19 protein-coding genes and 1 tRNA gene are annotated in these 21,289 nt (G+C 68.3%); 11 read left to right on the plus strand and 9 right to left on the minus strand.

Going from position 1 to position 21,289, the window contains the following annotated elements; translation table 11 throughout:
* Positions 1-47: 47 nt before the first annotated feature.
* Both metC and J1C47_RS14060 read left to right on the plus strand, forming a co-directional pair.
* Positions 48-1,286, plus strand: coding sequence for a cystathionine beta-lyase (gene metC, locus J1C47_RS14055; RefSeq protein ID WP_207351401.1), 1,239 nt, complete (start codon positions 48-50; stop codon positions 1,284-1,286).
* Between the two features lie 289 nt (positions 1,287-1,575).
* A complete protein-coding gene (locus J1C47_RS14060; protein WP_207351402.1) occupies positions 1,576-2,226 on the plus strand; it encodes an outer-membrane lipoprotein carrier protein LolA in 651 nt (216 codons plus the stop codon).
* Between the two features lie 174 nt (positions 2,227-2,400).
* On the opposite strand, the gene J1C47_RS14065 is transcribed toward J1C47_RS14060, so the two are convergent.
* Genes J1C47_RS14065 through J1C47_RS14075 form a run of 3 tightly spaced genes read right to left on the minus strand, consistent with a single transcriptional unit; the run spans position 2,401 to position 3,901 of the window.
* Positions 2,401-3,288 carry an alpha/beta fold hydrolase gene (locus J1C47_RS14065; RefSeq protein WP_207351403.1) on the minus strand — a complete coding sequence of 296 codons (888 nt, stop codon included), beginning with the start codon at positions 3,286-3,288 and terminating at the stop codon, positions 2,401-2,403.
* Positions 3,289-3,344: 56 nt separating this feature from the next.
* Positions 3,345-3,629 (minus strand): CopG family antitoxin, encoded by a 285-nt coding sequence (locus tag J1C47_RS14070; protein WP_342591988.1) that lies wholly within the window; start codon positions 3,627-3,629, stop codon positions 3,345-3,347.
* Entirely contained in the window at positions 3,626-3,901 is a 276-nt protein-coding gene (locus tag J1C47_RS14075) for a DUF4258 domain-containing protein (protein ID WP_207351405.1), read from the minus strand. Before J1C47_RS14075 ends, J1C47_RS14070 begins: the two co-directional genes overlap by 4 nt.
* A 222-nt stretch (positions 3,902-4,123) precedes the next feature.
* Between J1C47_RS14075 and J1C47_RS14080 the strand changes: the two genes are divergently transcribed.
* Positions 4,124-4,927: an exodeoxyribonuclease III gene (locus J1C47_RS14080; protein ID WP_207351406.1), complete on the plus strand. Its 804-nt coding sequence runs from the start codon at positions 4,124-4,126 to the stop codon at positions 4,925-4,927.
* Between the two features lie 36 nt (positions 4,928-4,963).
* Here the strand turns inward: J1C47_RS14080 and J1C47_RS14085 are convergent, their stop codons facing one another.
* Positions 4,964-5,416 (minus strand): cyclic nucleotide-binding domain-containing protein, encoded by a 453-nt coding sequence (locus tag J1C47_RS14085; RefSeq protein ID WP_207351407.1) that lies wholly within the window; start codon positions 5,414-5,416, stop codon positions 4,964-4,966.
* Positions 5,417-5,761: 345 nt separating this feature from the next.
* Complete coding sequence (locus J1C47_RS14090) at positions 5,762-6,445, minus strand: response regulator transcription factor (protein WP_207351408.1); 684 nt, start codon at positions 6,443-6,445, stop codon at positions 5,762-5,764.
* 163 nt (positions 6,446-6,608) lie between these two features.
* On the opposite strand from J1C47_RS14090, the gene J1C47_RS14095 reads away from it, so the two are divergent.
* Entirely contained in the window at positions 6,609-7,094 is a 486-nt protein-coding gene (locus J1C47_RS14095) for a L,D-transpeptidase family protein (protein WP_207351490.1), read from the plus strand.
* A gap of 156 nt (positions 7,095-7,250) precedes the next feature.
* Positions 7,251-9,566: an FdhF/YdeP family oxidoreductase gene (locus J1C47_RS14100; RefSeq protein ID WP_207351409.1), complete on the plus strand. Its 2,316-nt coding sequence runs from the start codon at positions 7,251-7,253 to the stop codon at positions 9,564-9,566.
* A gap of 60 nt (positions 9,567-9,626) precedes the next feature.
* On the opposite strand, the gene J1C47_RS14105 is transcribed toward J1C47_RS14100, so the two are convergent.
* The 3 genes from J1C47_RS14105 to J1C47_RS14115 all read right to left on the minus strand — a co-directional run bounded on the left by J1C47_RS14105 (position 9,627) and on the right by J1C47_RS14115 (position 12,939).
* On the minus strand, positions 9,627-9,896 hold the full coding sequence (locus J1C47_RS14105; RefSeq protein ID WP_207351410.1) for a DUF6460 domain-containing protein: 270 nt from the start codon (positions 9,894-9,896) through the stop codon (positions 9,627-9,629).
* A 243-nt stretch (positions 9,897-10,139) separates the two neighbouring features.
* Entirely contained in the window at positions 10,140-12,035 is a 1,896-nt protein-coding gene (locus tag J1C47_RS14110) for a cisplatin damage response ATP-dependent DNA ligase (RefSeq protein ID WP_207351411.1), read from the minus strand.
* An 85-nt stretch (positions 12,036-12,120) separates the two neighbouring features.
* Complete coding sequence (locus tag J1C47_RS14115) at positions 12,121-12,939, minus strand: exonuclease domain-containing protein (protein WP_207351412.1); 819 nt, start codon at positions 12,937-12,939, stop codon at positions 12,121-12,123.
* A gap of 484 nt (positions 12,940-13,423) precedes the next feature.
* On the opposite strand from J1C47_RS14115, the gene J1C47_RS14120 reads away from it, so the two are divergent.
* A tRNA-Thr gene (locus J1C47_RS14120) sits at positions 13,424-13,499 on the plus strand.
* Positions 13,500-13,546: 47 nt separating this feature from the next.
* Here J1C47_RS14120 and J1C47_RS14125 read toward each other — a convergent pair.
* The gene (locus tag J1C47_RS14125; protein ID WP_207351413.1) at positions 13,547-14,524 is read right to left on the minus strand and encodes a sugar-binding domain-containing protein; all 978 of its coding nucleotides are present in this window, start codon (positions 14,522-14,524) and stop codon (positions 13,547-13,549) included.
* 151 nt (positions 14,525-14,675) lie between these two features.
* Between J1C47_RS14125 and J1C47_RS14130 the strand changes: the two genes are divergently transcribed.
* From J1C47_RS14130 to J1C47_RS14150, 5 genes are all read left to right on the plus strand, one after another.
* The gene (locus tag J1C47_RS14130) at positions 14,676-16,187 is read left to right on the plus strand and encodes a sulfatase-like hydrolase/transferase (protein ID WP_207351414.1); all 1,512 of its coding nucleotides are present in this window, start codon (positions 14,676-14,678) and stop codon (positions 16,185-16,187) included.
* A gap of 45 nt (positions 16,188-16,232) precedes the next feature.
* Positions 16,233-17,351 (plus strand): extracellular solute-binding protein, encoded by a 1,119-nt coding sequence (locus J1C47_RS14135; RefSeq protein ID WP_207351415.1) that lies wholly within the window; start codon positions 16,233-16,235, stop codon positions 17,349-17,351.
* A 12-nt stretch (positions 17,352-17,363) separates the two neighbouring features.
* Entirely contained in the window at positions 17,364-19,124 is a 1,761-nt protein-coding gene (locus tag J1C47_RS14140; protein WP_207351416.1) for an ABC transporter permease subunit, read from the plus strand.
* A 2-nt stretch (positions 19,125-19,126) separates the two neighbouring features.
* Entirely contained in the window at positions 19,127-20,230 is a 1,104-nt protein-coding gene (locus J1C47_RS14145) for an ABC transporter ATP-binding protein (protein WP_207351417.1), read from the plus strand.
* A 99-nt stretch (positions 20,231-20,329) separates the two neighbouring features.
* Positions 20,330-21,241 carry a formylglycine-generating enzyme family protein gene (locus tag J1C47_RS14150; RefSeq protein ID WP_207351418.1) on the plus strand — a complete coding sequence of 304 codons (912 nt, stop codon included), beginning with the start codon at positions 20,330-20,332 and terminating at the stop codon, positions 21,239-21,241.
* The last annotated feature ends 48 nt before the right edge of the window (positions 21,242-21,289 follow it).

A 21,289-nucleotide genomic window follows, 5' to 3' on the forward strand; every position in this document is an offset into this window, starting at 1 on the left:
CATGACAAATTTTTAATCAGGTCAAGCTGCAGCGCATTTTTTGGCAAATGCGCACAGACGACGTTCCGCAATCCCGCAGTCATTTTCAGCAGAAGGCCGAAGCATTGACCAACGACAGCTCAAAAAGCCGGCAGCGCGGGCCGAATACCGTGCTGGCGCACGGACCTTACGATCCCCGCTCGCTCCACGGTTTCGTCAATCCGCCGGTGGTCCACGCCTCGACCGTGCTGTTCGAATCGACCGCGGCGATGAAGAAGCGGCAGTCGCTGCCTTATACTTATGGACTACGCGGGACGCCGACGACGAAGGCGCTCGAAGATGCGCTCAGCGAGCTGGAGGGTGCCGCCGGCACGATCCTCGTGCCCTCGGGCCTCGCGGCGATCTCGATACCGATGCTCGCCTTCCTCGGCGCCGGCGACCACTGCCTGATCGTCGATTCGGTCTATTCGCCGACCCGCAGTTTCGCCAACGGCACGCTGCGGCGGATGGGCGTCGAGGTCGAGTATTTCGACCCGCATGTCGGGGCGGACATCGCGGCGCTGATGCGGCCGAACACCAGGGTCGTGTTCCTCGAGGCGCCCGGCTCGAACACCTTCGAGATGATGGACGTGGGGGCGGTCTGCGACGCCGCCCATGCCGGCGGCGCCGTCACCATGCTCGACAACACCTGGGCGACGCCGCTGTTCTTCCGCCCGCTCGAGCACGGCGTCGACCTGTCGATCCACGCCCTCACCAAGTATCCGGGCGGCCATTCCGACGTCATGCTCGGATCGGTCTCGGCCAACGAGGCGAGCTACCGGCGGCTGCGCGAGACGCAGCTGCAGATCGGCGTCAACGCCGCCCCGGACGACACCTACCTGGTCATTCGCGGCCTCAAGACGATGGGCGTGCGGCTGCAGCGCCACCAGGCTTCGGCGCTGGAGCTCGCGACCTGGCTGAGCGGGCGCGACGACGTCGCCGAGGTGCGCCATCCGGCCCTGCCCTCCTTCTTCGACCACGATCTCTACGCCCGCCAGTTCGGCGGTTCCTCGGGGCTGTTCTCGTTCCTCCTGCCGGGCGGTTTCGACCGCGCCGCCGCCTTCCTCGACGCGCTCGAGATCTTCGGGCTCGGCTATTCCTGGGGCGGCCACGAGAGCCTCGCCGTCGCCGTCGACCTCTCCGACCGCACCGTCTGCAAGGGGCCGGCGGACGGCACCTTCATCCGCCTGCAGGTGGGGCTCGAGGACGTCGCCGACCTCGTCGCCGACCTCGAACGCGGCTTTGCGGCAGCCGGCGCCGTCGGCTGAGACGAGATCGGCTCGATCAGAGCGGGGCTCGTATCAAGCCCGCGCGGCGAATGAGTGTCTTTGTTTCCGGCATCACGACGTGATCTGCCGGAAACCGTATGAGACGGGAATGGGGCGCGCGGCCGCGGGCCGCCGCCCGGCGCGCCCGCAGCGGCTTCACGTCACGGTTAAGCCCCATTGCAGCCTCACGAAGCCCACCCAAGATAGGCTGTGGACGCATCCCCGCGCCGCACGAGACGGCGCCGAAACGCAAAGGGACGACCAGTCCAAGAGAGGAAGCCGCACGAAGATGGCCAAGTTCAGTGAGATCATCCGCAAGACCGGCCGGCGCGCCGGCATGGCAGGCGCCGCCGCCGCCATGCTCGTGGCCGCCGCCGTTCCGACGGCCCATGCCCAGGCGACCGCCGCCGCCCAGAAGATCGCCGACCATTTCGCCGCCATCGCCTCGATGCACGGCGACTTCGTGCAGTTCGATCCCGGCGGGCGCCAGTCCGAGGGCAAGTTCTACATCGAGCGCCCGGGCAAGGTGCGCTTCGACTATGCCAACGCCCCGCTGCGGGTGATCTCCGACGGCTCGAACGTCGCGATCAACAACCGCAAGCTCAACACCTGGGAGACCTACCCGCTGTCGCAGACGCCGATGAAGCTCCTGCTCGACCGGCGGATCAACCTGTCGGCCGCCAACATCCAGAGCGTCAAGGAAGAGCCGGACCTGACGACCATCGTCATGGGCGACCGCTCGGTCTTCGGCAATTCCCGCATCACCATGATGTTCGACCCGAAGAACTACGATCTCAAGCAGTGGACCATCCGCGACAAGCAGGGCAAGGAGACCACGGTGATGATCTACAACGTCCAGGAAGGCGGCAACATCCAGGATTCCGCCTTCAAGATCCCCTATACGGCGATCGAACAGGGCCAGACCGGCAACCGGCGCTGACGACGGCAAGAGCGAGCCTGGACACCGGCCGCTGCCGCTTCCGCCGGCGGCCGGTCCACCAGCAGAGACAGTTCGGGGGCCGGCGCCGCGCCCCGGTCGGGGCGACCGGGCTTGCCCTCGGAGGCCATCTCGACGCTGCCGCCGTACCGACGGCCTTGCAGGCCGGTTCCTCGCTCAGGCGGCGTCGAAGAACGCGGCGAGCGCCGCGAGGGTCTCGTCCGGTGCTTCCTCGACGATGAAGTGCCCGGCGTCGATCGCCCGTCCCTCCACGGTCTCGGCCCAGCGCGACCAGACGTCCAGCGGGTTCTCCCCCTCGCCCGGGATCCCGGCGGCGCCCCAGAGAGCGAGAAGCGGCGCGGCGATCCTGCGGCCCGCCTCCCGGTCCTCGCGGTCGAGCCGCCAGTCGATGGTGGCGCCGGCGCGGTAGTCGTTGCAGGCGCCGTGGACGTTTTCGGGCTTCGCGAAGGCCGCGGCATATTCGGCGATCGCCTCGGGGGAAAAGCCGTCGAGCGAGCCCGCCTTGGTCCAGCTCGCCATGGTGTGCTTGAGGTAGTAGACCGGATCCGCCGCAATCAGCGTCTCGGGCATCGGATGCGGCTGGGCGAGGAACGGCCAGTGATAGGTCTTCATCGCCTCCCGCGCGCCCATCCCTTCCCAGACCTCGGCGACCGGCACGATGTCGAGCACCGCGAGCTTCGTCACGCGCTCCGGCATGTCGAAGCCCATGCGATAGGCGACCCTCCCGCCGCGGTCGTGGCCGGCGACGGCGAAGCGCTCGTGGCCGAGCGCCGTCATCACCGCCGCCATGTCGCGGCCCATCTGGCGCTTGGAAAAGGCGCGGTTTTCGGCGTCGTTTGCGGGAACCGAGGAGCGGCCGTAGCCGCGAAGATCCGGCACGACGAGGCTGAACCGCGCGGCGAGGCGACCGGCGATCCCCGCCCACATCGCCCCGGTCTCGGGATAGCCGTGCAGCAAGAGCAGCGGCGGGCCGTCGCCGCCGATGCGGCAGAAGATCTCGGCGCCCTCGCCGGGGATGATGCGTTCGGAAAAGCCGTTGAACATCCTACCGTCCGTCGAAGCAGGGGTCTCTGCTTTGAGATGTCGTCCGCTGCAGTCGACTATCCTTCGACATAGTCGTGCAGGATCGAGTTGATGAGCGTTTGATAAGGCATGCCCTTCTCGGCAGCCTTGATTTTCAGACGTGCGAGGTCGCGCTCCGAGATTGAGATGGAAATGCGCCTGGGCCGTTTGCCTGCGAGAATCTGCTGCGCCGAAGCCCTCAGCGCCGCATGTTCCGCTGCGACATTGTCGACCGATACCCATTCATCCGAGTCATGGAACTCGAAATCGGCTCGCTCCTCTTCGCTATCGAAGATCGGGCGTGGGGGCTTTGCGTTCGTCACGTTTTTTCCTTCAGGAAGTGCTTCGTCGCCTTCCGGCTCGGATACATCGTTTTCAGAAAAACGCCGCTGGTCTGACGTACGAACGGCACCAACCATATGTAACCATCGATCGACACGACGTACTGTCTCTGATGAGGGTAGCGGTCGACATTGGGATGGCGCCGTTCCTCGATGAGATCGCCATTCGCCAATGCCATGACAACGCGCTCGAAGCCGAAGCCGTAGCGGCCTTTCAGAACAATGTCCTTCTCGTCGCTCCAATCAATTTCCATGGCATATCATGGATGGAATGCATGTCGGTCTCAAGCGCCGCGGCGAGGATCTCGGCGATCGGTGAGCCGTTTTAGGCGCTGCGCTATGGACAGCGCATTTCCTGACGTCGCGTGTGCCCGATATCCCATGTGCATGAAGCTCCGACGGCCCTTGCCCGCCATGATCATTGCGCCGTAAGCCCGACCGACGATCTCCTTCGCATTCCCCGGATCCCGACCCTCATGCCCTTTTCCCTCGCCACCTGGAACATCAACTCCGTGCGCCTCAGGATCGGCCTCGTCGAGCGTTTGCTCGCCGACCACCGGCCGGACGTTCTGTGCCTGCAGGAGACCAAGTGCCCGAACGACCAGTTTCCCGAAAAGGCGTTCCGGGCGCTCGGCTACGAGCACGTCGCGATCCACGGGCAGAAGGGCTATCACGGCGTCGCGACGATCTCGAAGCTGCCCTTCGAGGACATCGTGCGGCAGGATTTCTGCGCCGTCGGCGACGCCCGGCACCTGTCGACCCGGATCGACGTGGCGGGCCGGAAGATCCGCATCCACAATCTCTACGTCCCCGCCGGCGGCGACGAGCCGGACCCCGAGATCAATCCGAAGTTCCGCCACAAGCTCGACTTCGTCGAAGAGCTGCGCCGGACCAATGCCGATGGCGAACCCGGCGTCTCGGCGCTCTTGTGCGGCGATCTCAACATCGCGCCGCTCGAGACCGACGTCTGGTCGCACAAGCAGCTCCTGAAGATCGTCTCGCACACCCCCGTCGAGACCGAAGGCCTCGTGACGGCGCAGAAGGACGGCAACTGGACCGACCTGATGCGGGTGCATTTCCCGCCGGAGGAGGTGCTGTTCACCTGGTGGAGCTACCGCGCCAAGGACTGGGCGGCCTCCAACCGCGGCCGCCGGCTCGACCACGTCTGGGGCTCGGCCGACATGGCGCCGCTGCTGGGCGGGGTCGAGATCCTCAGCGAGGCCCGCGGCTGGGACAAGCCCTCCGACCACGTGCCGGTGATCGCGCGTTTTTCGCTGTAGTTTTTCGCCGGCCCGGAGCGCGGGACCAGCCGCGCCTCAGCGGAACCGGTCTTCCAGCCGCTCGATGTCGTCGAGCATCGTCTCCAGCTCGTCGCGGATGCGCTGGTGCAGCGTGACGGCGAATTCCGGATATTCCTCCAGCATGCGGCGGAACAGCGCCCGCGACACGCGGATGAGGTCGCAGGCGGTCTCGGTCCTGGCGCTGGCCGGCCGGCTCGTCTCGGTGATCAGGCAGAGCTCGCCGAGCAGCGCCCCCGGGCCGTGCCGCGCGAGCACCTTGGCGTCGTCGCCGCGGCCGTGGATCAGGACGACCTCGCCGGTGACGACGACGAAGCCGGCATCGGCCCGGGCATTCTCCCGGAACACGAATTCACCGGCCCGCAGCCGCCGGTGCTCGGCGCCGAATGCCAGGAGACGGAGCTGGTCGGTCTCGAGCCCTTCGAAGAGCCGGACCTTCCTGAGGATCGCGATGTCGCTCTCGAGGCTCATGGTTTCGGCGTACCGACCTTCTCCCGCACCAGGGCGCAGCGTCGTGTTGCAAGGACCGCCGGCATCGCTGCGTTAACCATCGACGGGACGGCACGGCAGCGTCGCGGGGCCTTCGCCGCGGATGAACGGCGAGGTTATCGTGAACGGGATTGGTAGAGGAATGGTGAACGCGCGGGCAAGAGCTGTCGCAATGCCGGAGGCCCGACACGGGGCCGGATGCACCGAAAATGTCCGGCTGGACCAGCGCGCCGCCCTGCCCCGGCGCGCTCCGCGACGATGGGCCGGCGCCTGGTCCAGGTCCCCGTCCTGGTGCCGCGCTGCCTGGGGGCGCGACGGCGCTGCCGCCTAAGGCATCAGCTTGTAGCCGCCCGCCTCGGTGACCAGCAGCCGGGCATTGGACGGGTCCGGCTCGATCTTCTGGCGCAGGCGATAGACATGGGTCTCGAGCGTGTGGGTGGTGACGCCGGAATTGTAGCCCCAGACCTCTTCGAGCAGCACGTCGCGGGTGATCACCTTCCGGTCGGCGCGATAGAGGTAGCGGATGATCGCGGTCTCCTTCTCGGTCAGCCGGATCTTGCCGCCCTTCTCGTCGATCAGAACCTTCTGGCTCGGCCTGAAGACGTAGGGGCCGACCTGAAAGGTCGCGTCCTCGCTCTGGTCGTGCTGGCGAAGCTGCGCACGGATGCGGGCGAGCAGCACGGCGAAGCGGAATGGCTTGGTGACGTAGTCGTTGGCACCCGCCTCGAGGCCGAGGATGGTGTCGGAATCGGCGTCCTGGGCGGTGAGGATGATGATCGGGGCCTTGAAGCCGCCCTTGCGCAGCACCTTGACGGCCTCGCGGCCATCCATGTCCGGCAGGCCGACATCCATCACCACGAGGTCGATCAGGCCGCCCCGCGCCGCCGCGATCCCCTTGGCGGCCGTGTTCTCCTGCAGAACGTTGAATTCCTCATGCAGGGAAAGCTGCTCGGCCAGCGTCTCTCTCAGGTCGTCGTCGTCGTCGACGATCAATATGCTTCTCGCGCTCATCCCTAACCGTTCGCGTGCCACCAGCCCTGGGACGCAAGCTCGCCCCGATCGATTGTAACATAGGGATCGCGAGAGTAGGACAACACTGTTGCAGAAAGACAGGGAACGATTTGTCTTGGCGGGCACGATCAGCCGCCTCACCGTGCGTCGCGCCCCCGGCGACATGCGCCGCGGCATTCTCGCGGCCGGCCCGTGGCGCATCCCCTGCGCGCTCGGCCGCGCGGGAACGACGGTCCTGAAGCGCGAAGGCGACGGCGCGACGCCCGTCGCCACCATGCGGCTCGTCGCCCTGTGGCATCGTGGCGGCAGGATGCCGCGGCCGCAGACGACGCTGCCGACGCGACGCGTGCGGCCCGGCATCGACGGCTGGTGCGACGAACCGACCCATGCCGCCTACAACCGTCCCGTCCGGCTGCCCTTTGCGGCGAGCCACGAAAGCCTTGCGCGCGACGACCGCCTCTACGACGTCGTCGCGGTGCTCGACTGGAACCTTGCCCGCCGCGCCCGCGGCAGGGGCAGCGCGATCTTCCTGCATGTCGCAAAGCCGGGCTATCCGCCGACGGCGGGATGCGTCGCGATCGCCCCGGCCGACATGCGGCGGCTCGCCCCCCGCCTGTCGCCCGCAACGCGGCTCGCCGTGCATCGCTGACCGTTTCAGAAAGGTCGGGCCCCTTCTGAAAGGTCGGGCCCCGGCTCGCGAGTTTTCGGCGGATCGCTTGCAACCCACGCCCGCCGCACGAGTTGCCGTTTCTGGAGCCGTTCGAAAAACTCCCGGGCGGCCATCCGATGTGCAGAGGACGGCGCCATGGATCGCTCGGAAAACACCGACAAGCCGCGGATCGAACCCTATGACGAGCCGACGGGCGGCTGGGGTTCCGTCAAGTCGCTGGTGAGTAAGGCTTCCGAAGAGGGACTCCTCGCCTCGACGGTCTGGGCGACGATGCAGCACCAGAACAAGCCGGACGGCTATCAGTGCGTCTCCTGCTCCTGGGCCAAGCCCGCCGATCCCAAGCCCTTCGAATATTGCGAGAACGGCGCCAAGGCGACGATGTGGGAGATCACCCCGAAGCGCTGCGACCGGGAATTCTTCGCCAGGCACCGCGTGTCGGAACTGCTCGAATGGACCGACCACGACCTCGAGAAGCAGGGGCGGCTGACCACCCCGATGAAATACGACCGGAGCCTCGACCAGTACGTTCCGGTGAAGTGGGAAGACGCCTTCCGCGACATCGCCGCCGAGCTCAACGGCCTCGACCCGAATTCGGTGGTCTTCTACGTCTCCGGCCGGGCCTCGCTGGAGGCCTCGCACATGTGGCAGCTCTTCGCGCGGATCTACGGCTCGAACAACCTGCCTGATTCATCCAACATGTGCCACGAGTCGACCTCGGTCGGCCTGCCGGAGTCGATCGGCTCGCCGGTCGGCACCGTGACGCTCGAAGACTTCGACGCCTGCGACATGATGTTCTTCTTCGGGCACAACACCGGCACCAATGCCCCCCGGCTGCTCCACTGGGTGCAGAAGGCGAGGAAGCGCGGCGCCCCGGTGATTACCTTCAACCCGCTGCAGGAGCGCGGGCTGATGCGCTTCAAGAGCCCGCAGAATCCGCTCGAAATGCTTTCGCCCGACGACGGGACGAAGATGTCGAGCGACTACTACCAGGTGCGCGTCGGCGGCGACGTCGCGGCGATGACCGGCATTGCCAAGGCGGTCTTCGCCCTCGACGACGCGGCGAAGGCGACGGGTGGCAGCCGCGTTCTCGACACCGCCTTCATCGAAGAGCACTGCCACGGCTTCGCGGAATTCGAGACTTTCGTCCGCGCCGCCGAGTGGGATCAGATCGCCCGCTGCTCCGGCATCCCGCGCGACGAGCTCGAACATGTCGCCCGCACCTATGCCAGGGCCGACAAGGTCATCGCCAATTACGGCATGGGGCTCACCCAGCACCGGCACGGCATCGAGAACGTCCAGATGCTGGTCAATCTTCTCCTGATGCGCGGCATGATGGGGAGAGAGGGCGCCGGCATCTCGCCCATTCGCGGGCACTCCAACGTGCAGGGCCAGCGCACCGTCGGCATCACCGAGAAGCTGAAGCTGATCCCGGTCGAGAAGTTCGAGGCGTTCTACGACTTCACCGTCCCGAAGGAGGACGGCCTCGACACCGTGAAGGCCTGCGAAGGCCTGATCGACGGCTCGGTCAAGGGCTTCGTCTGCCTCGGCGGCAATCTCGCGCGGGCCGTGCCCGAGACCGGCAAGGTCGAGGCGGCCTGGAAAAACATGCGGCTCAACGTCCAGATCTCGACGAAACTCAACCGCACGCATCTCCTCGCCAGCGAGAAGAGCTACATCCTGCCCTGCCTCGGCCGGCTGGAGCGCGACAGCCAGCACGGCGTCGAGCAGATCGTCTCGGTGGAGGATTCGACCGCCTGCATCCATGCCTCCTTCGGCAAGACCGAGCCGGCCTCGCGCGAGCTGCTCTCCGAGCCGAAGATCGTCGCGGAACTCGCTAAGGCCACCGTGCCGGGCCGCTCCAGCGTGCCCTGGGACGCCTGGGCCGCCGATTACGGCCGGGTGCGCGATGCGATCGAGCGGGCCTATCCCGACGATTTCCGCGACTTCAACCGCCGCATGGCGACGCCCGGCGGCTTCCACCGCGACATCGGCGCCTCGAAGCGCGAATGGCGGACAGAGACCGGCAAGGCGAACTTCCTCACCCCGGAAAGCTTCGACGTCGACCCGGACATCGATACGACCGCGCAGGATGTCCTGAAGCTGATCACCGTGCGGTCCAACGACCAGTTCAACACGACGGTCTACGGCTATGACGACCGTCTGCGCGGCGTCAAAGGCACGCGAATGGTGATCCTGATGAATGCCGAGGACATGCGGCGCCTCGGCCTGACAGATCGCGACCGCGTCGACCTCGAGACCCATGCCGAGGACGGCGTGACGCGGCGGGTCGAGAACTACCTCGTGCACGAATGGCAGCTGCCGAAAGGCAACTGCGCCGGCTACTATCCCGAGCTGAACGCCCTCATCCCGCTCTGGCACCATTCGCGCCGGGCGCATGTGCCGGCGGCGAAATCGGTGCCGGTGAGGATTTTGAGGCGCAGCGCCGCCTGAACGCCGAAAGGTCGGAGCGCCGGCCCGGGCGATTCTGCCGGGCCGGAGCGTGCGGAGCGCCTATCGCCGGCCGACCTTCACCAGCCGCGAGATCAGGAAGACCGGAACGACGATCGCCGCGCCGAGGAGGAAATAGTAGAAGGCGCGCTCGAACGAGCCGAACAGCGAGCGCCACGCCCATTCGACGCTGCGCACCACCCAGTCGATCACGTCGTGGGGGCTCCAGTTCAGCCAGGACAGGATGAAGCCGACGAGGATCGAGATCAGGATCAGCCGGAAGGCGACGCCGATCGGCGATCCTCCCAGAAATCGGTGAATGGTCTCTGACATTGCGGCGGCGTTCCTTCGGCGTCGTCCCTCAGTTCCCGCAGGTAGGCGGCGGGCCGGGGCGATGCAAGCGCCGGGAGGCGTCGGAGGATGCGTTCGCTTGCAGCGCCGGGCGCGACGTCATGGCAACGGGCGAAGACGCTGATGCGTTCGCCCGTTGAACACATCCGGATTTTCACACCGAAGCCAGACGTTTGATGAAAATCCGGATTTGGAACCAAGGGTCATTTTCAATGCCTCTTGGTGTCAATCCCGCAGCATCGCCGTCAGCGTCTCGATCCGGTCGGCCTCGAAGGCCGGCTTGTCCCATCTGAGGCGCGAGACGCGGGGAAAGCGCATGGCGACGCCGGACTTGTGACGGTTGGAGCGGGCGAGGCCCTCGAAGGCGACCTCGATGACGAGGCCGTGCTCCGGCTCCGCCCGCACCGACCGGACCGGGCCGAAGCGCTCGATCGTGTTGTCGCGGATGTATCTGTCGAGCTGCTTCAGTTCCGCGTCGGTGAAGCCGAAATAGGCCTTGCCGACGGGCACCAGCTCCGGCTCTTCCCGCGGCCCCGACCAGACCCCGAACGTATAGTCGGAATAGTAGCTCGAGCGCTTGCCGTGGCCGCGCTGGGCGTACATCAGCACGGCGTCGATCAGATGCGGGTCCTTCTTCCACTTGAACCAGGGCCCCTTCGGCCGGCCGGGCACATAGGCGGAGTCGAGGCGCTTCAGCATCAGCCCCTCGATCACCGGATGCGGCGGCGCCGCGCGCAGCGCCGCGAGCCTTTCGAAATCGGCGAAAGGCACCAGCGGCGACAGGTCGAACCGCGTCGGCTCCAGCCTCTCGACGAACGCGGCGAGCCGCTCCCGGCGCTCGGCGAGGGTGAACGGCCGGATGTCCTCCTCCCCGTCCACCAGGAGGTCGTAGCATCTGAGGAAGACCGGATACCGCTTCAGGACGGCGGCCGAGACGGTCTTGCGGTTCAGCCGCTGCTGGAGATCGGAGAATGTGGCGGCGACGATGTCGTCCGCGCGCGCCTCTCCGCCCGAAATCTTCGGCGCCCCGCTTTTCGGCGCGGTCTCGGCGACGAGAAGCTCGCCGTCGAGCGTCCCCTCGAAGGTCATGAAGTCGACAAGGTCCGGAAAGGCGCCGGAAATGTCGTCGCCGCTGCGCGAATAGAGCCGCCGGACGCCGCCTGCGGCGCTCGCCTGGACGCGGATGCCGTCCCATTTCCACTCGGCGGCGTAGACGGCCGGGTCGATCAGCCCGTGGTCCGGTTCCTCCAGCGGCTGCGACAGCATCACCGGGCGGAACGGCGCAAGTGCGGCGGAGACGGGCTTTTCGCCGCGCCCCTCCAGCCAGGCGAACAGCGCCTCGTAGGGCGGCTCCAGACCGTGCCAGAGCTCCTCGATCTCGGCGACCTCCCTGCCGCCGAAATCCGCCAGGGCCTGCTTGGCGAGCCGCGCCGAAACCCCGATCCGCAGCGCACCCGTCACGAGCTTCAACAGCGCATAGCGGCCCGAGGCGTCGAGCCGGTCGAGCCAGGCCTCGACGAGCTTCGGGCCCTCCTGCCGCGTCGCGGCATCGAGCCGGGCGACGATCTCGGCGAGTGATGGGGCATCCATGCCGGCCTGCGCCGCGCCGTCGTACCCCCCTCTGCCCTGCCGGGCATCTCCCCCACAAGGGGGGAGATCGGCAGCGGCTTGGCCCCGCGCCTCCGACCTATCGGCGGGAGTTTCGGGCGCAGATGCTCCGGAGGCCTCAGGCAGCCGCGACCGCTGATCGACCGGAGCAGCGTCGGTGGCTCCTCCGATCTCCCCCCTTGTGGGGGAGATGCCGGCAGGCAGAGGGGGGTGCGGCGCTGCCGTTGCCTGATACCCGTCCCCCTCCGGCCAGACCAGCGCGATCGTCTCGGCGAGATCGCCGACATAGTCGTAGGAATAGCGGAACAGCACCTCGTCCATGCGGGCGGTGACGAGATCGCGCAGCATCGCCGGCTTGACGCTCTTGACGTCGAGGTCGCCGGTGATGGCGGCGAGCGCATAGCCCCGCTCGGGATCCGCGACGGCGCGGAAATGCTCGACGATGAGCCGCAGCTTGCCGTTTCGCGAAGGCTGCAGGACGAGGGCGTCGAGGAGATCGGCGAAGGCTTTCATCGCACCTCAAGATGCGCCGCGCCGGCCGCGGTTCAAGCAGCGCCCCGGCCGGCGCCGGCCCGCGCCGACCGTTCGGCCCGGACGTCTACCCCAAGGCCGCGGCGGGGCCCTGGGGCGGCAGGGCGCGGGCGCCCCTGATGCCGCGCAGCTTCAGGTGATGCCGCGCGGTGAACACCGCGTCGGCACTCATGCCGGGTTCGCGGGTCAGCCAGTCGAGATAGTCGTCCGGCACCTCGGCGATCGGCACGCCCTTGTGCCGGCCGAAGCGGAGCCTGGCGAGCAGCGCCGGCTCGGCCGAGGCTTTCTCCGCGCGGTCGAGGAAGTCGGCGAGGTCGTGACAGCGCGGCATCAGCGTCTCGGCGATCTTCCGCAGGAGCACCGCCGTGCAGACCGCGTCGTAGAGCGCCCGGTGCGGATTGAGGCCGGAAAGCAGGTGTTCGACCGGCGAGAGATCGAGGGGCACGTATTTGACGAGGCTCTGCAGCCCATGCGCCCGGAGTGTCGGGAAGGCTCTGAGCGCCAGCTTGTGGGTGCAGAGCCAGCGACCGGAGAATCGGAGGCGCGGGCGGTCGAACTCGGCCCGCTGGGCGGCGAAGACCTCTGCCGTGCGGAACGGCGCGGCGGCGTCGTGGAAAGGCGGCGCGCCGGCCAGCATCTCGTCGGTGATCCGGTGCACCTTTCTGGCATGCGGGTCGATCGCGACGCCGGCGGGATCGCAGAAGCTCTGCATCGGGCTGCAGATTTCACCCGTGAGGAGATCGAGGTCGACCGAGCCGATCTCGATCACCGCGTCCTCCTCGAGCCGCCGGCCGGCGGTCTCGGTGTCGATGACCCGCACCCGGCGCGGCGGCGGGTCGGCAAAGAGCGAGGGGGTGACGGGGATAGGCGGGAAGAGATCGGTCATCGGAGCCTCAAGATCGCCCTTGCCGGCGAAGGGCGCAAGGAGCGAGGCCCGTGATCGGCAGTCACTGGCAGCAACTGGCAGTCATCGGCAGGGCGATCGTCTCCGACGTCCGAACGGTGATCGCCGGTCTTTCCCGCACGCGGATTCGCGCGACCGCGCTGTTGTTCCCGGTCTCTTTTTTTAAGATGCGGGCCTTTCCGGCCGAGGCGGCCCCGGACGGTCGGTCCGGCGCAAAGCCGGGCCGCACGCGCGCAGTTCGGGACCTGCGGGCCTTGCCGCGGGGTCGACGTCCGCCTCGGCAATGCAGCGACCGGCCAAGCCGGTTCATGACCGAGGCGACTTTTGCCCGGCCCCTATCTCACCGGCGACGCCCGGATCAAAGCTTGCCGGAGCGTTGCGGCGCGCCGGATTTACGCTTGAACCGGCCGGCTTTTGCCGGTATCAGGGCGGCGGCATCGGGCGCTGCCCGCGGCAGTTTCGGCATGCCCCAATAGCTCAGTTGGTAGAGCAACGCATTCGTAATGCGTAGGTCGCTGGTTCGAGTCCGGCTTGGGGCACCATTTCCCGCTTCGCATCGAAATTCGACAAATCGGCCGGGACGCCGGCGTCACGCCGCGGCCGGACCGTCGAGCAGGGCCCGCGCGACGGCGGCGTGGGTGATCAGCGACTTGACGACGCCGCCCCTGATGGCGGCGAGGATCGCCGCGGTCTTCTCGGTGCCGAAGGCGAGCGCCAGGACGTCCGGGCAGGCCGACAGCTCCTCGGCGCTGATGCCGATCGACATCTCCGACAGGTCCGTTGCGACCGGACGGCCGTCGCCGTCGAGCGTCATGCCGCAGATCTCGGCGACGGCGCCGCGGGCTGTGACCCGCGCGCGCGCCTCGGGCGACAGCGCCGGCCAGAGCGACGAGGCGCCCTCGCGCCAGGCGCCGAGGCCGACGATGGCGAGCGTCACGGCCGAAAACATCGCCTTTGCCGCCAGGACGTCCGGCTGGCGGCGGATCGCCTCGGCGGCATGGGCGTCGCTCGCCACCAGCGGCGCGTAGAAGGTGTAGGCCCTGCCCCGCGTCAACACCGCGAGGTCGCGCACGAGGTCAACCGAGGTGCGGCTGGTGCCCGCCCCCGGCCAGGCGCCGCCGAGCTGGACGATCGCCTTCGCCTGCAGCGGTTTCAGATGCCGGCTCATCGCCTCGAGCACCCGCGTCCAGGCGAAGCCGAGCACCTCCTGCGGCCCCGAGATCTCCCGCAACAGCGCCGCGGCGACCTCGCCCATGCTGTCGAGGATCAGCTCGACGTCGCCGCCATGGTCGTCGACGACGATCGCGTTCTTCAGGCCGAAGCGCGTCTTCAGGGCGCTCGACAGGTCGTACTGGACATGGCCCGCCGGATGCGAGAACTCGATCCGCACGATGCCGTCCCGCAGCGCCTTTTCGAGGATGCGCGCCACCCGGAAGCGGCTCATCGCCAGTTCCCCGGCGATCTCCGACTTGGTCTTGCCGTCGCAGTAGTACCGCCGGGCGACGGTGGTGGCGAGGATGTGCTCGGCAAAGCGGTCCTGGTCGTCCGATGTCGCTGGCCGGTTCACGCACCCATCCCCCGTTCGCGCTCATATGAGCGCATACTCCCGCAGCCCGCCGACTGCAATCGCCGGCAATCCGGCCGTCGCGACGGATTCATAGCCGGGCGGCGTTGACTTGTCGCGCAAATGCCGCTCATATGATCAGAAAAAAGCTCATATGAGCAAGGTGAGGACCATGGCAGCTTCGGCTCTCGCGCCGCGACCGAACATCCTTCTTCTGATGACCGACCAGCAGCGCTTCGACGCGCTCGGCTGTGCCGGCAATCCCGACATCCTGACGCCGAACCTCGACCGGCTGGCCGCCGCCGGCGCGATGTTCGAGACCTGCTACGTCCAGAATCCGATCTGCAGCCCGTCGCGGGCGAGCTTCGCGACCGGGCTTTATCCGCACAATCACGGCCTGTGGGCGAACGGCGTGGCGCTGCCCGAGGCGCTGCCGCTGATTTCCAAGGTGCTCGCCGACGGCGGCTACGACTGCGGCATGGCCGGCAAGCAGCATCTGGCGCCCTGCGCCAACGGCGACGAGCCGCGCCTCGACGACGGCTACCGGGTCTATCGCTGGTCGCACGATCCGATCCACCGCTCGCCGCAGAACAGCTACCATCTCTGGCTGAAGGCCAATCACCCGGAGATCTACGCCGAACTCGTCACCGCGCGGGCGGACGCCCCGGCCGAGGCCGGCAACGTCGCCAAGGGTGCGACACTCGCCGACACGCTGCCGGTCGAGGCCCATTACAGCCACTGGATCGCCGAGGAGGCGATCGCCTTCATCGGCGAGGCGCGCGACCGGCCCTTCTACTTCATGGCCAACTTCTTCGACCCGCACCATCCCTTCGGCGCACCCGAGCCGTTCCGGGCGCTCTACGACGCCGCCGCCCTGCCGCTGCCGGTGGGCAGCGCCGGGGAACTCGCGGCAAAGCCCGCGGTCCAGCGCGAATATCACGCCAAATCCTATGGCGGCCATGCTCCGGGCTTTGCCGAATACAGCGAGGCGGAGCTGCGCGAGGCGCGGGCCGGCTACTACGCCATGGTCTCGATGATCGACGCCGAGGTCGGGCGGATCCTCGACGTCCTTCAAGCCACCGGCCAGCTCGACAACACGCTGGTCGTCTTCACCAGCGACCACGGCGAGATGCTCGGCGACCACGCCATCATGCTGAAGGGCCCGATGCTCTACGAGCCGGTGGTCCGGGTGCCGCTGATCCTGCACTGGCCGCCCGCGATCGGCGCCGGCCAGAGGATCGGCCGGATCGTCCAGAACATCGACCTGACGGCGACGCTGCTCGACGTCAGCGGGATGCGGGACGCCCTTTCGGTGCAGGGCGAGAGCCTGATGCCGCTCGTCGCCGAGCCGGCCGCGGGCGCGGCGGCCGGCCACCGCGACTGGGCCCTTTGCGAATATCGCGACAGCGGCCACGGCGCGACGCCGGCGGTCCACACCACCATGCTGCGCCACGGCTCGATGAAGCTGGTGATCTGGCACGGCAGCCCGGCGACCGACCGGACGCGCGACGGCGAACTCTACGACCTCGCGGCCGATCCGGACGAAACCGTCAACCTCTTTCACGATCCCGCCCGGCGCGACGACCGGGAGCGGATGAAGGATCTCCTGATCGACGTCCTCGAGGCGACGGAATGGCCCCGGCCGATCAGGACCGCGGAGTGGTAGCCCGCCGCTGAAGGCTGCCCGAGTTCAACGATGGGAGGAGAAACCATGAAGACGCATGACGCAAAGGCCGGCTGGCACCGGCGCACCCTCATCCGGCTGGCCGGAACGCTCGGCCTCGCGGCCCTGGTCGCGCCGGGCGTCGCCGCCGCCCAGAACGCCGTGGTGGTGGCCCATGCCGCCGGCATCAACGGCCAGGCCGTCGAGGCGATCCTCAAGGACTACACCGCCGAGACCGGCGTGAAGGCCACCGGCATCACCATGTCGGACACCGATTACGGCGCCAAGATGCAGCTCGCCGCGCGCACCGGCAACGTCGATTTCGACGTCGCGCTCGGCGTCGGCAGCGACGTCTTCGCCCTGACCAAGGGCGACGGCATCTATGCCGGCATCGACACGTCGGGCTGGAAGAAGGAAACGCTGGCCGGCATGCAGGAGGCCAAGCTGATCGGCGACGACTACGCCGTCTCCCAGGACACCGCCGCGCTGATGGTCTACGGCAAGGCGCTCGCCGACAACCCGCCGAAGACCTGGGGCGACTTCTTCGACACGAAGAAATATCCCGGCAACCGCGGCATGGCATCGGGCGGCCTCGGCGTGCCGATCGACATCGAATACGCGCTGATCGCCAGCGGCAAGGACCCGGCGAAGCTCTACCCGCTCGACTACGACGCCGCCTTCGCCGTCCTCGACAAGGTCGCCAAGGACATCGTCCTGTGGGACAATGCGCCGAAGGGCATCCAGGACCTCGTCAACGGCGACACGGTGATGACCTGGTCCTACGCCCCGGCCGCGCTCAGCGCCATCGCCGCCGGCCAGGACATCAAGCTCGCGGCCCCTCCGGGAACCGCCGTCACCCGCCAGCTCGGCGTCGTCATGGCCAAGGGCCCGAACGGCGAGGATGCCGGCCAGGCCTTCTTCGCATGGTGGTTCCGGCCGGAAAACCAGAAGAAATACACCGAGCTCACCAATTACGGCATCGTCGTGCCGTCCCAGGAGGTGCTGAAGCAGTTCTCGCCCGAGCAGTCGGCCTACATGCCGTTTTCCGGCGCCCATCCCGAGAACTACCGCACGCTCGGCTACGACTACTACAGCGCCGAAGGCGACCTCGGGCAGAGCAATCTCGCCTTGACGCTCGACCGCTGGAACCAGTTCCGCGCCCGCTGACGGCCCGACGCCATGGCTGCGACCCGACGACACGAACGGCAGGCGCGCGCCCCGCGCCTGCCCCGCCTCAGACTGGCGCTCGCCAGTCCGATCCTGCTCGGGCTGCCGGCGCTGATCTTCGTCGGCGTCTTCGCGATCTGGCCGCTGGCGGACTTTCTCTTCCAGGGCGTGATCGCCAAGGGCGAATTCTCGTTCATCCAGTTCCAGCGGCTGCTGGCCAGCACGACCTTCTTCATCGTGCTCGGCCGCACGCTGCTCGCCGCCGTCACCGTGACGGCGATCTGCCTCGTCCTCGCCTATCCGATGGCCTTCGCGCTGACCAAGGCGCGCGGCGGGCTGAAGACCGTGCTCATCGGCCTCGTCGTCCTTCCCTATCTCACCTCGGTGATCGTGCGCACCTATGCCTGGGCGGCGCTGCTCGCCATCGAAGGGCCGGTCAACGACGCACTGACCGGGCTCGGCCTCGTCTCCGAGCCCATGCTGCTCGGCCACAGCGACTTCGGCACCTATGTCGGCATGACCCACATCCTCCTGCCGATCGCCGTTCTGACGCTCTGGTCGGGGCTCGAGAAGATCGACCCGCTACAGCGCACCGTCGCGGCCAGCCTCGGCGCCTCGCGGGTCGAGGCCTTCCTGACGGTGTTCCTGCCGCAGTCGGCGGCGGCGATGGCCTCGGCCGCCTCGCTCGTCTACATCCTGGCGCTCGGCGCCTACGTCATTCCCGCGACCCTCGGGGGAACCCGCGGCCTGCTCTTCGCCCAGCTCGTCGTCGAACAGGCGACCTCGCTCCTCAACTGGAACCTGTCGGGCGCCATGGCGGTGGTCATGCTGGTCGCAGCCGCCCTTCCCGCCCTCGTCTTCGCGGCCTTGCGCAAAGTCGGCGCGCGCGCCGGCAGGGGCCGCGCCGTCGGCCGCGGCCAGGCGCTCTTCGCCCGCACGGTCCAGCCGGCGCTCGACCGCCTGCCCGACGCCCTGTGGACCTGGGGCTGGCGGATCGCGGCGGCCCTGGTGCTCGCCTTCCTTCTCGCCCCCGAGCTCGTCGTCTTCGCCTTTTCCTTCGGCCCCGAGCGGCAGATCACCTTCCCGCCCGCCTTTTTCACCCTCGACGGCTACGCTTCCACGCTGAGCGATCCCTCCTGGATGCAGCCGTTGAAGCGAAGCGTCGTCTATGCCCTGCTCGACGCCCTGATCGCGACGGCGCTCGGCGCGCTCGCCGCCTACGGCTTCGCGCGCGGCAAGGCCGCCTTCGCCGCGGCCGCGACGGCGCTCCTCGTGGTACCCGTGGTGCTGCCGGAGATCGTCATCGCGATCAGCTACTTCATCTTCGCCAACCGGATCGGCATCGCCGGCACGGCGGAAGCGATCGTGCTCGGCCAGGCGGCCTCCTGCGTCGGCCTCGTGGTCGTCATCCTCTCGACCATCGTGCGCCAGGTCGACGTCAACATCGAGCACGCCGCCACCATGTGCGGGGCCTCGCGCGCCCGGCTCCTGAAGGAGATCGTGCTGCCGCTGATCGCGCCGGGCCTCGTCGTCGCCTTCGTCTACGGCTTCCTGCACGCCTTCGACAATCTGGTGCTGCCGCTGTTCATCGCGGGCACCAACGTCACCGTCCCGGTGCGCATGTTCCTGGCGCTCCAGGAAGAGCTGACCTCGGCGCCGGCGGTGATCGCCTCGCTGCTCATCGCCGTCCTCGTCCTCGGACTGACGGCGGCGCTCACCCTGTCGCGGACCACCTCCCTCAAGATACCGCTTCTCGGCGGGAAAGACGCCTGACCATGGCAGCGAATAGGGCAGCGAAGTCGGCCGGAGACTTAAGCTTCGTTCGGCTGGAATCGATCTCCAAGACCTATGGCGACGTGGTCGCCCTCGACGATGTCAGCCTCGACATCGCCGAAGGCGAGTTCCTGACCCTGCTCGGCCCGAGCGGCAGCGGCAAGACCACCTGCCTGCGCGCCATCGCCGGCATGTCGCGGCCCGACGCCGGGCGGCTCTCGATCGCCGGCCGCGACGTCTCCGCCGTCCCGATGAACCGCCGCAACATCGGCATGGTGTTCCAGAACTACTCGCTGTTTCCGCATCTCTCGGTGGCCCAGAACGTCGGCTATCCGCTGCGCGTGCGCCGGATCCCGGCCGCCGAGGCGGAGCGGCGGGTGGGCGAGGCGCTGGAGCTGGTGCGGCTTTCCGGATACGGGGCGCGGCGGCCGAGCGAACTGTCCGGCGGCCAGCAGCAGCGCGTGGCGCTCGCCCGCGCCCTCGTCTTCGAGCCGGACGTCCTCCTCCTCGACGAGCCGCTGTCGGCGCTCGACCGGGTGCTGCGCGAGGAGATGCAGCTCGAACTCAGGCGCATCCACCGCGAGATCGGCACGACGATGATCTGCGTGACCCACGACCGCTCCGAGGCGCTGACGATGTCCGACCGCATCGTCGTCATGCGGGCGGGGCGGATCGTCCAGGACGCGCCGCCGGAAAGCATCTATCTGAAGTCCGGCTCGCGCTTCGTCGCGGAATTCCTCGGCGAGGTGAACGTCCTGCCGATGACGCTGGGTGACGGCGCGCTCCTGCGCGACGCCGCCGGGCGGCCGCTCGCGGTCGAGACGGGCGAGCTTCCGGCCGGGCCGGTCGACGTGGTGGCGCGGGTCGAGCACGTGCGCCTGACCGCCGCCGGCAATGGCCGGTCTGGGGAAGGAGAATGGCGCGGCATCGTCACGGAAGCGCTGTTCCTCGGCGATGCCGTGCGTTTCGTCGTCGACTGCGCGCCCCACACGATCACCGCGCGGCTGACGCTGGAACAGGCCCGGGGAATCCGCCCCGGCGATGCGGTGACCGTCGACTTTTCCGGCGAGCCGCCCATGGTGTTCGAGGGGACGGGCGAGCGCTGACCGCGCCGTCGCGGATGGGAGTATCACCGGACCATGCCGACATCCGCCGACGCCGTGACCCCCGCTTGCCCCGCCCCCTCCGCGTCCGGCGCAAACGCCATGGTCCGCCTCGAGGGCGGCCGCTTCGTCATGGGATCGGACCGGTTCTATCCGGAGGAGCGCCCGGCGCATCCGGTGGAGGTGGGTCCGTTCCGGATCGATCGCCACGCCGTGAGCAACGACGATTTCGACCGCTTCGTGAAGGCGACCGGCTACGTCACCACCGCCGAGATTCCGCTGTCGCGGGAAGAGATGCCCGGCGCGCCGGCCGAGCTGCTCGCCGCCGGTTCGCTGGTGTTCCGCAAGACCGACGGCCCGGTTCCGCTCCGCGACTTCCGCGCCTGGTGGCGCTTCGTGCCCGGCGCCTCGTGGCGCGCGCCGGAAGGCCCGGGCAGTTCCATCGACGGGCGCCGGGACCATCCGGTGGTCCACGTCTCCTTGCATGACGCCGCAGCCTATGCCGCCTGGGCGGGCAAGACGTTGCCGAGCGAGGCGCAGTGGGAATTCGCCGCCCGGGCTGGATCGGACACGACCTATCCCTGGGGCGACGACTTCACGCCGGACGGCCGGGTGATGGCCAACACCTGGCATGGCGCCTTTCCCTTTCGCAACGACCGGGTCTGCGGCCCCGTCCTCACCTGCCCGGTCGATGCCTTCGAGCCCTCGGCCTTCGGCCTCTTCAACATGATCGGCAACGTCTGGGAGTGGACGGCGACGAAGTTCACCGCCTCCCATAAAAGCCCTTCCCCCTGCTGCGCGCCCGGCGCGGGCGACGGGCCGGTCAGCCACGTCCTGAAGGGCGGCTCGTTCCTCTGCGCCCCGAGCTACTGCCGGCGCTACCGCGCCTCGGCCCGCAGTCCCCAGGAGGCCCGATCGTCCACGAACCACATCGGCTTTCGCTGCGCCGCCCCGGCCGACGGCGATCCGGGCGGCCTTGCCGCTCGTCCGGCCCGGTCCGGCAGCGCCGGATAGGTCCCCTCGGCAAGGGCGAGCGCGATCAGGGCCCGGCCGTCGAATGAA

It is taken from the genome of Jiella sonneratiae (genome assembly GCF_017353515.1).
GTDB classification, from domain to species: domain Bacteria; phylum Pseudomonadota; class Alphaproteobacteria; order Rhizobiales; family Rhizobiaceae; genus Jiella; species Jiella sonneratiae.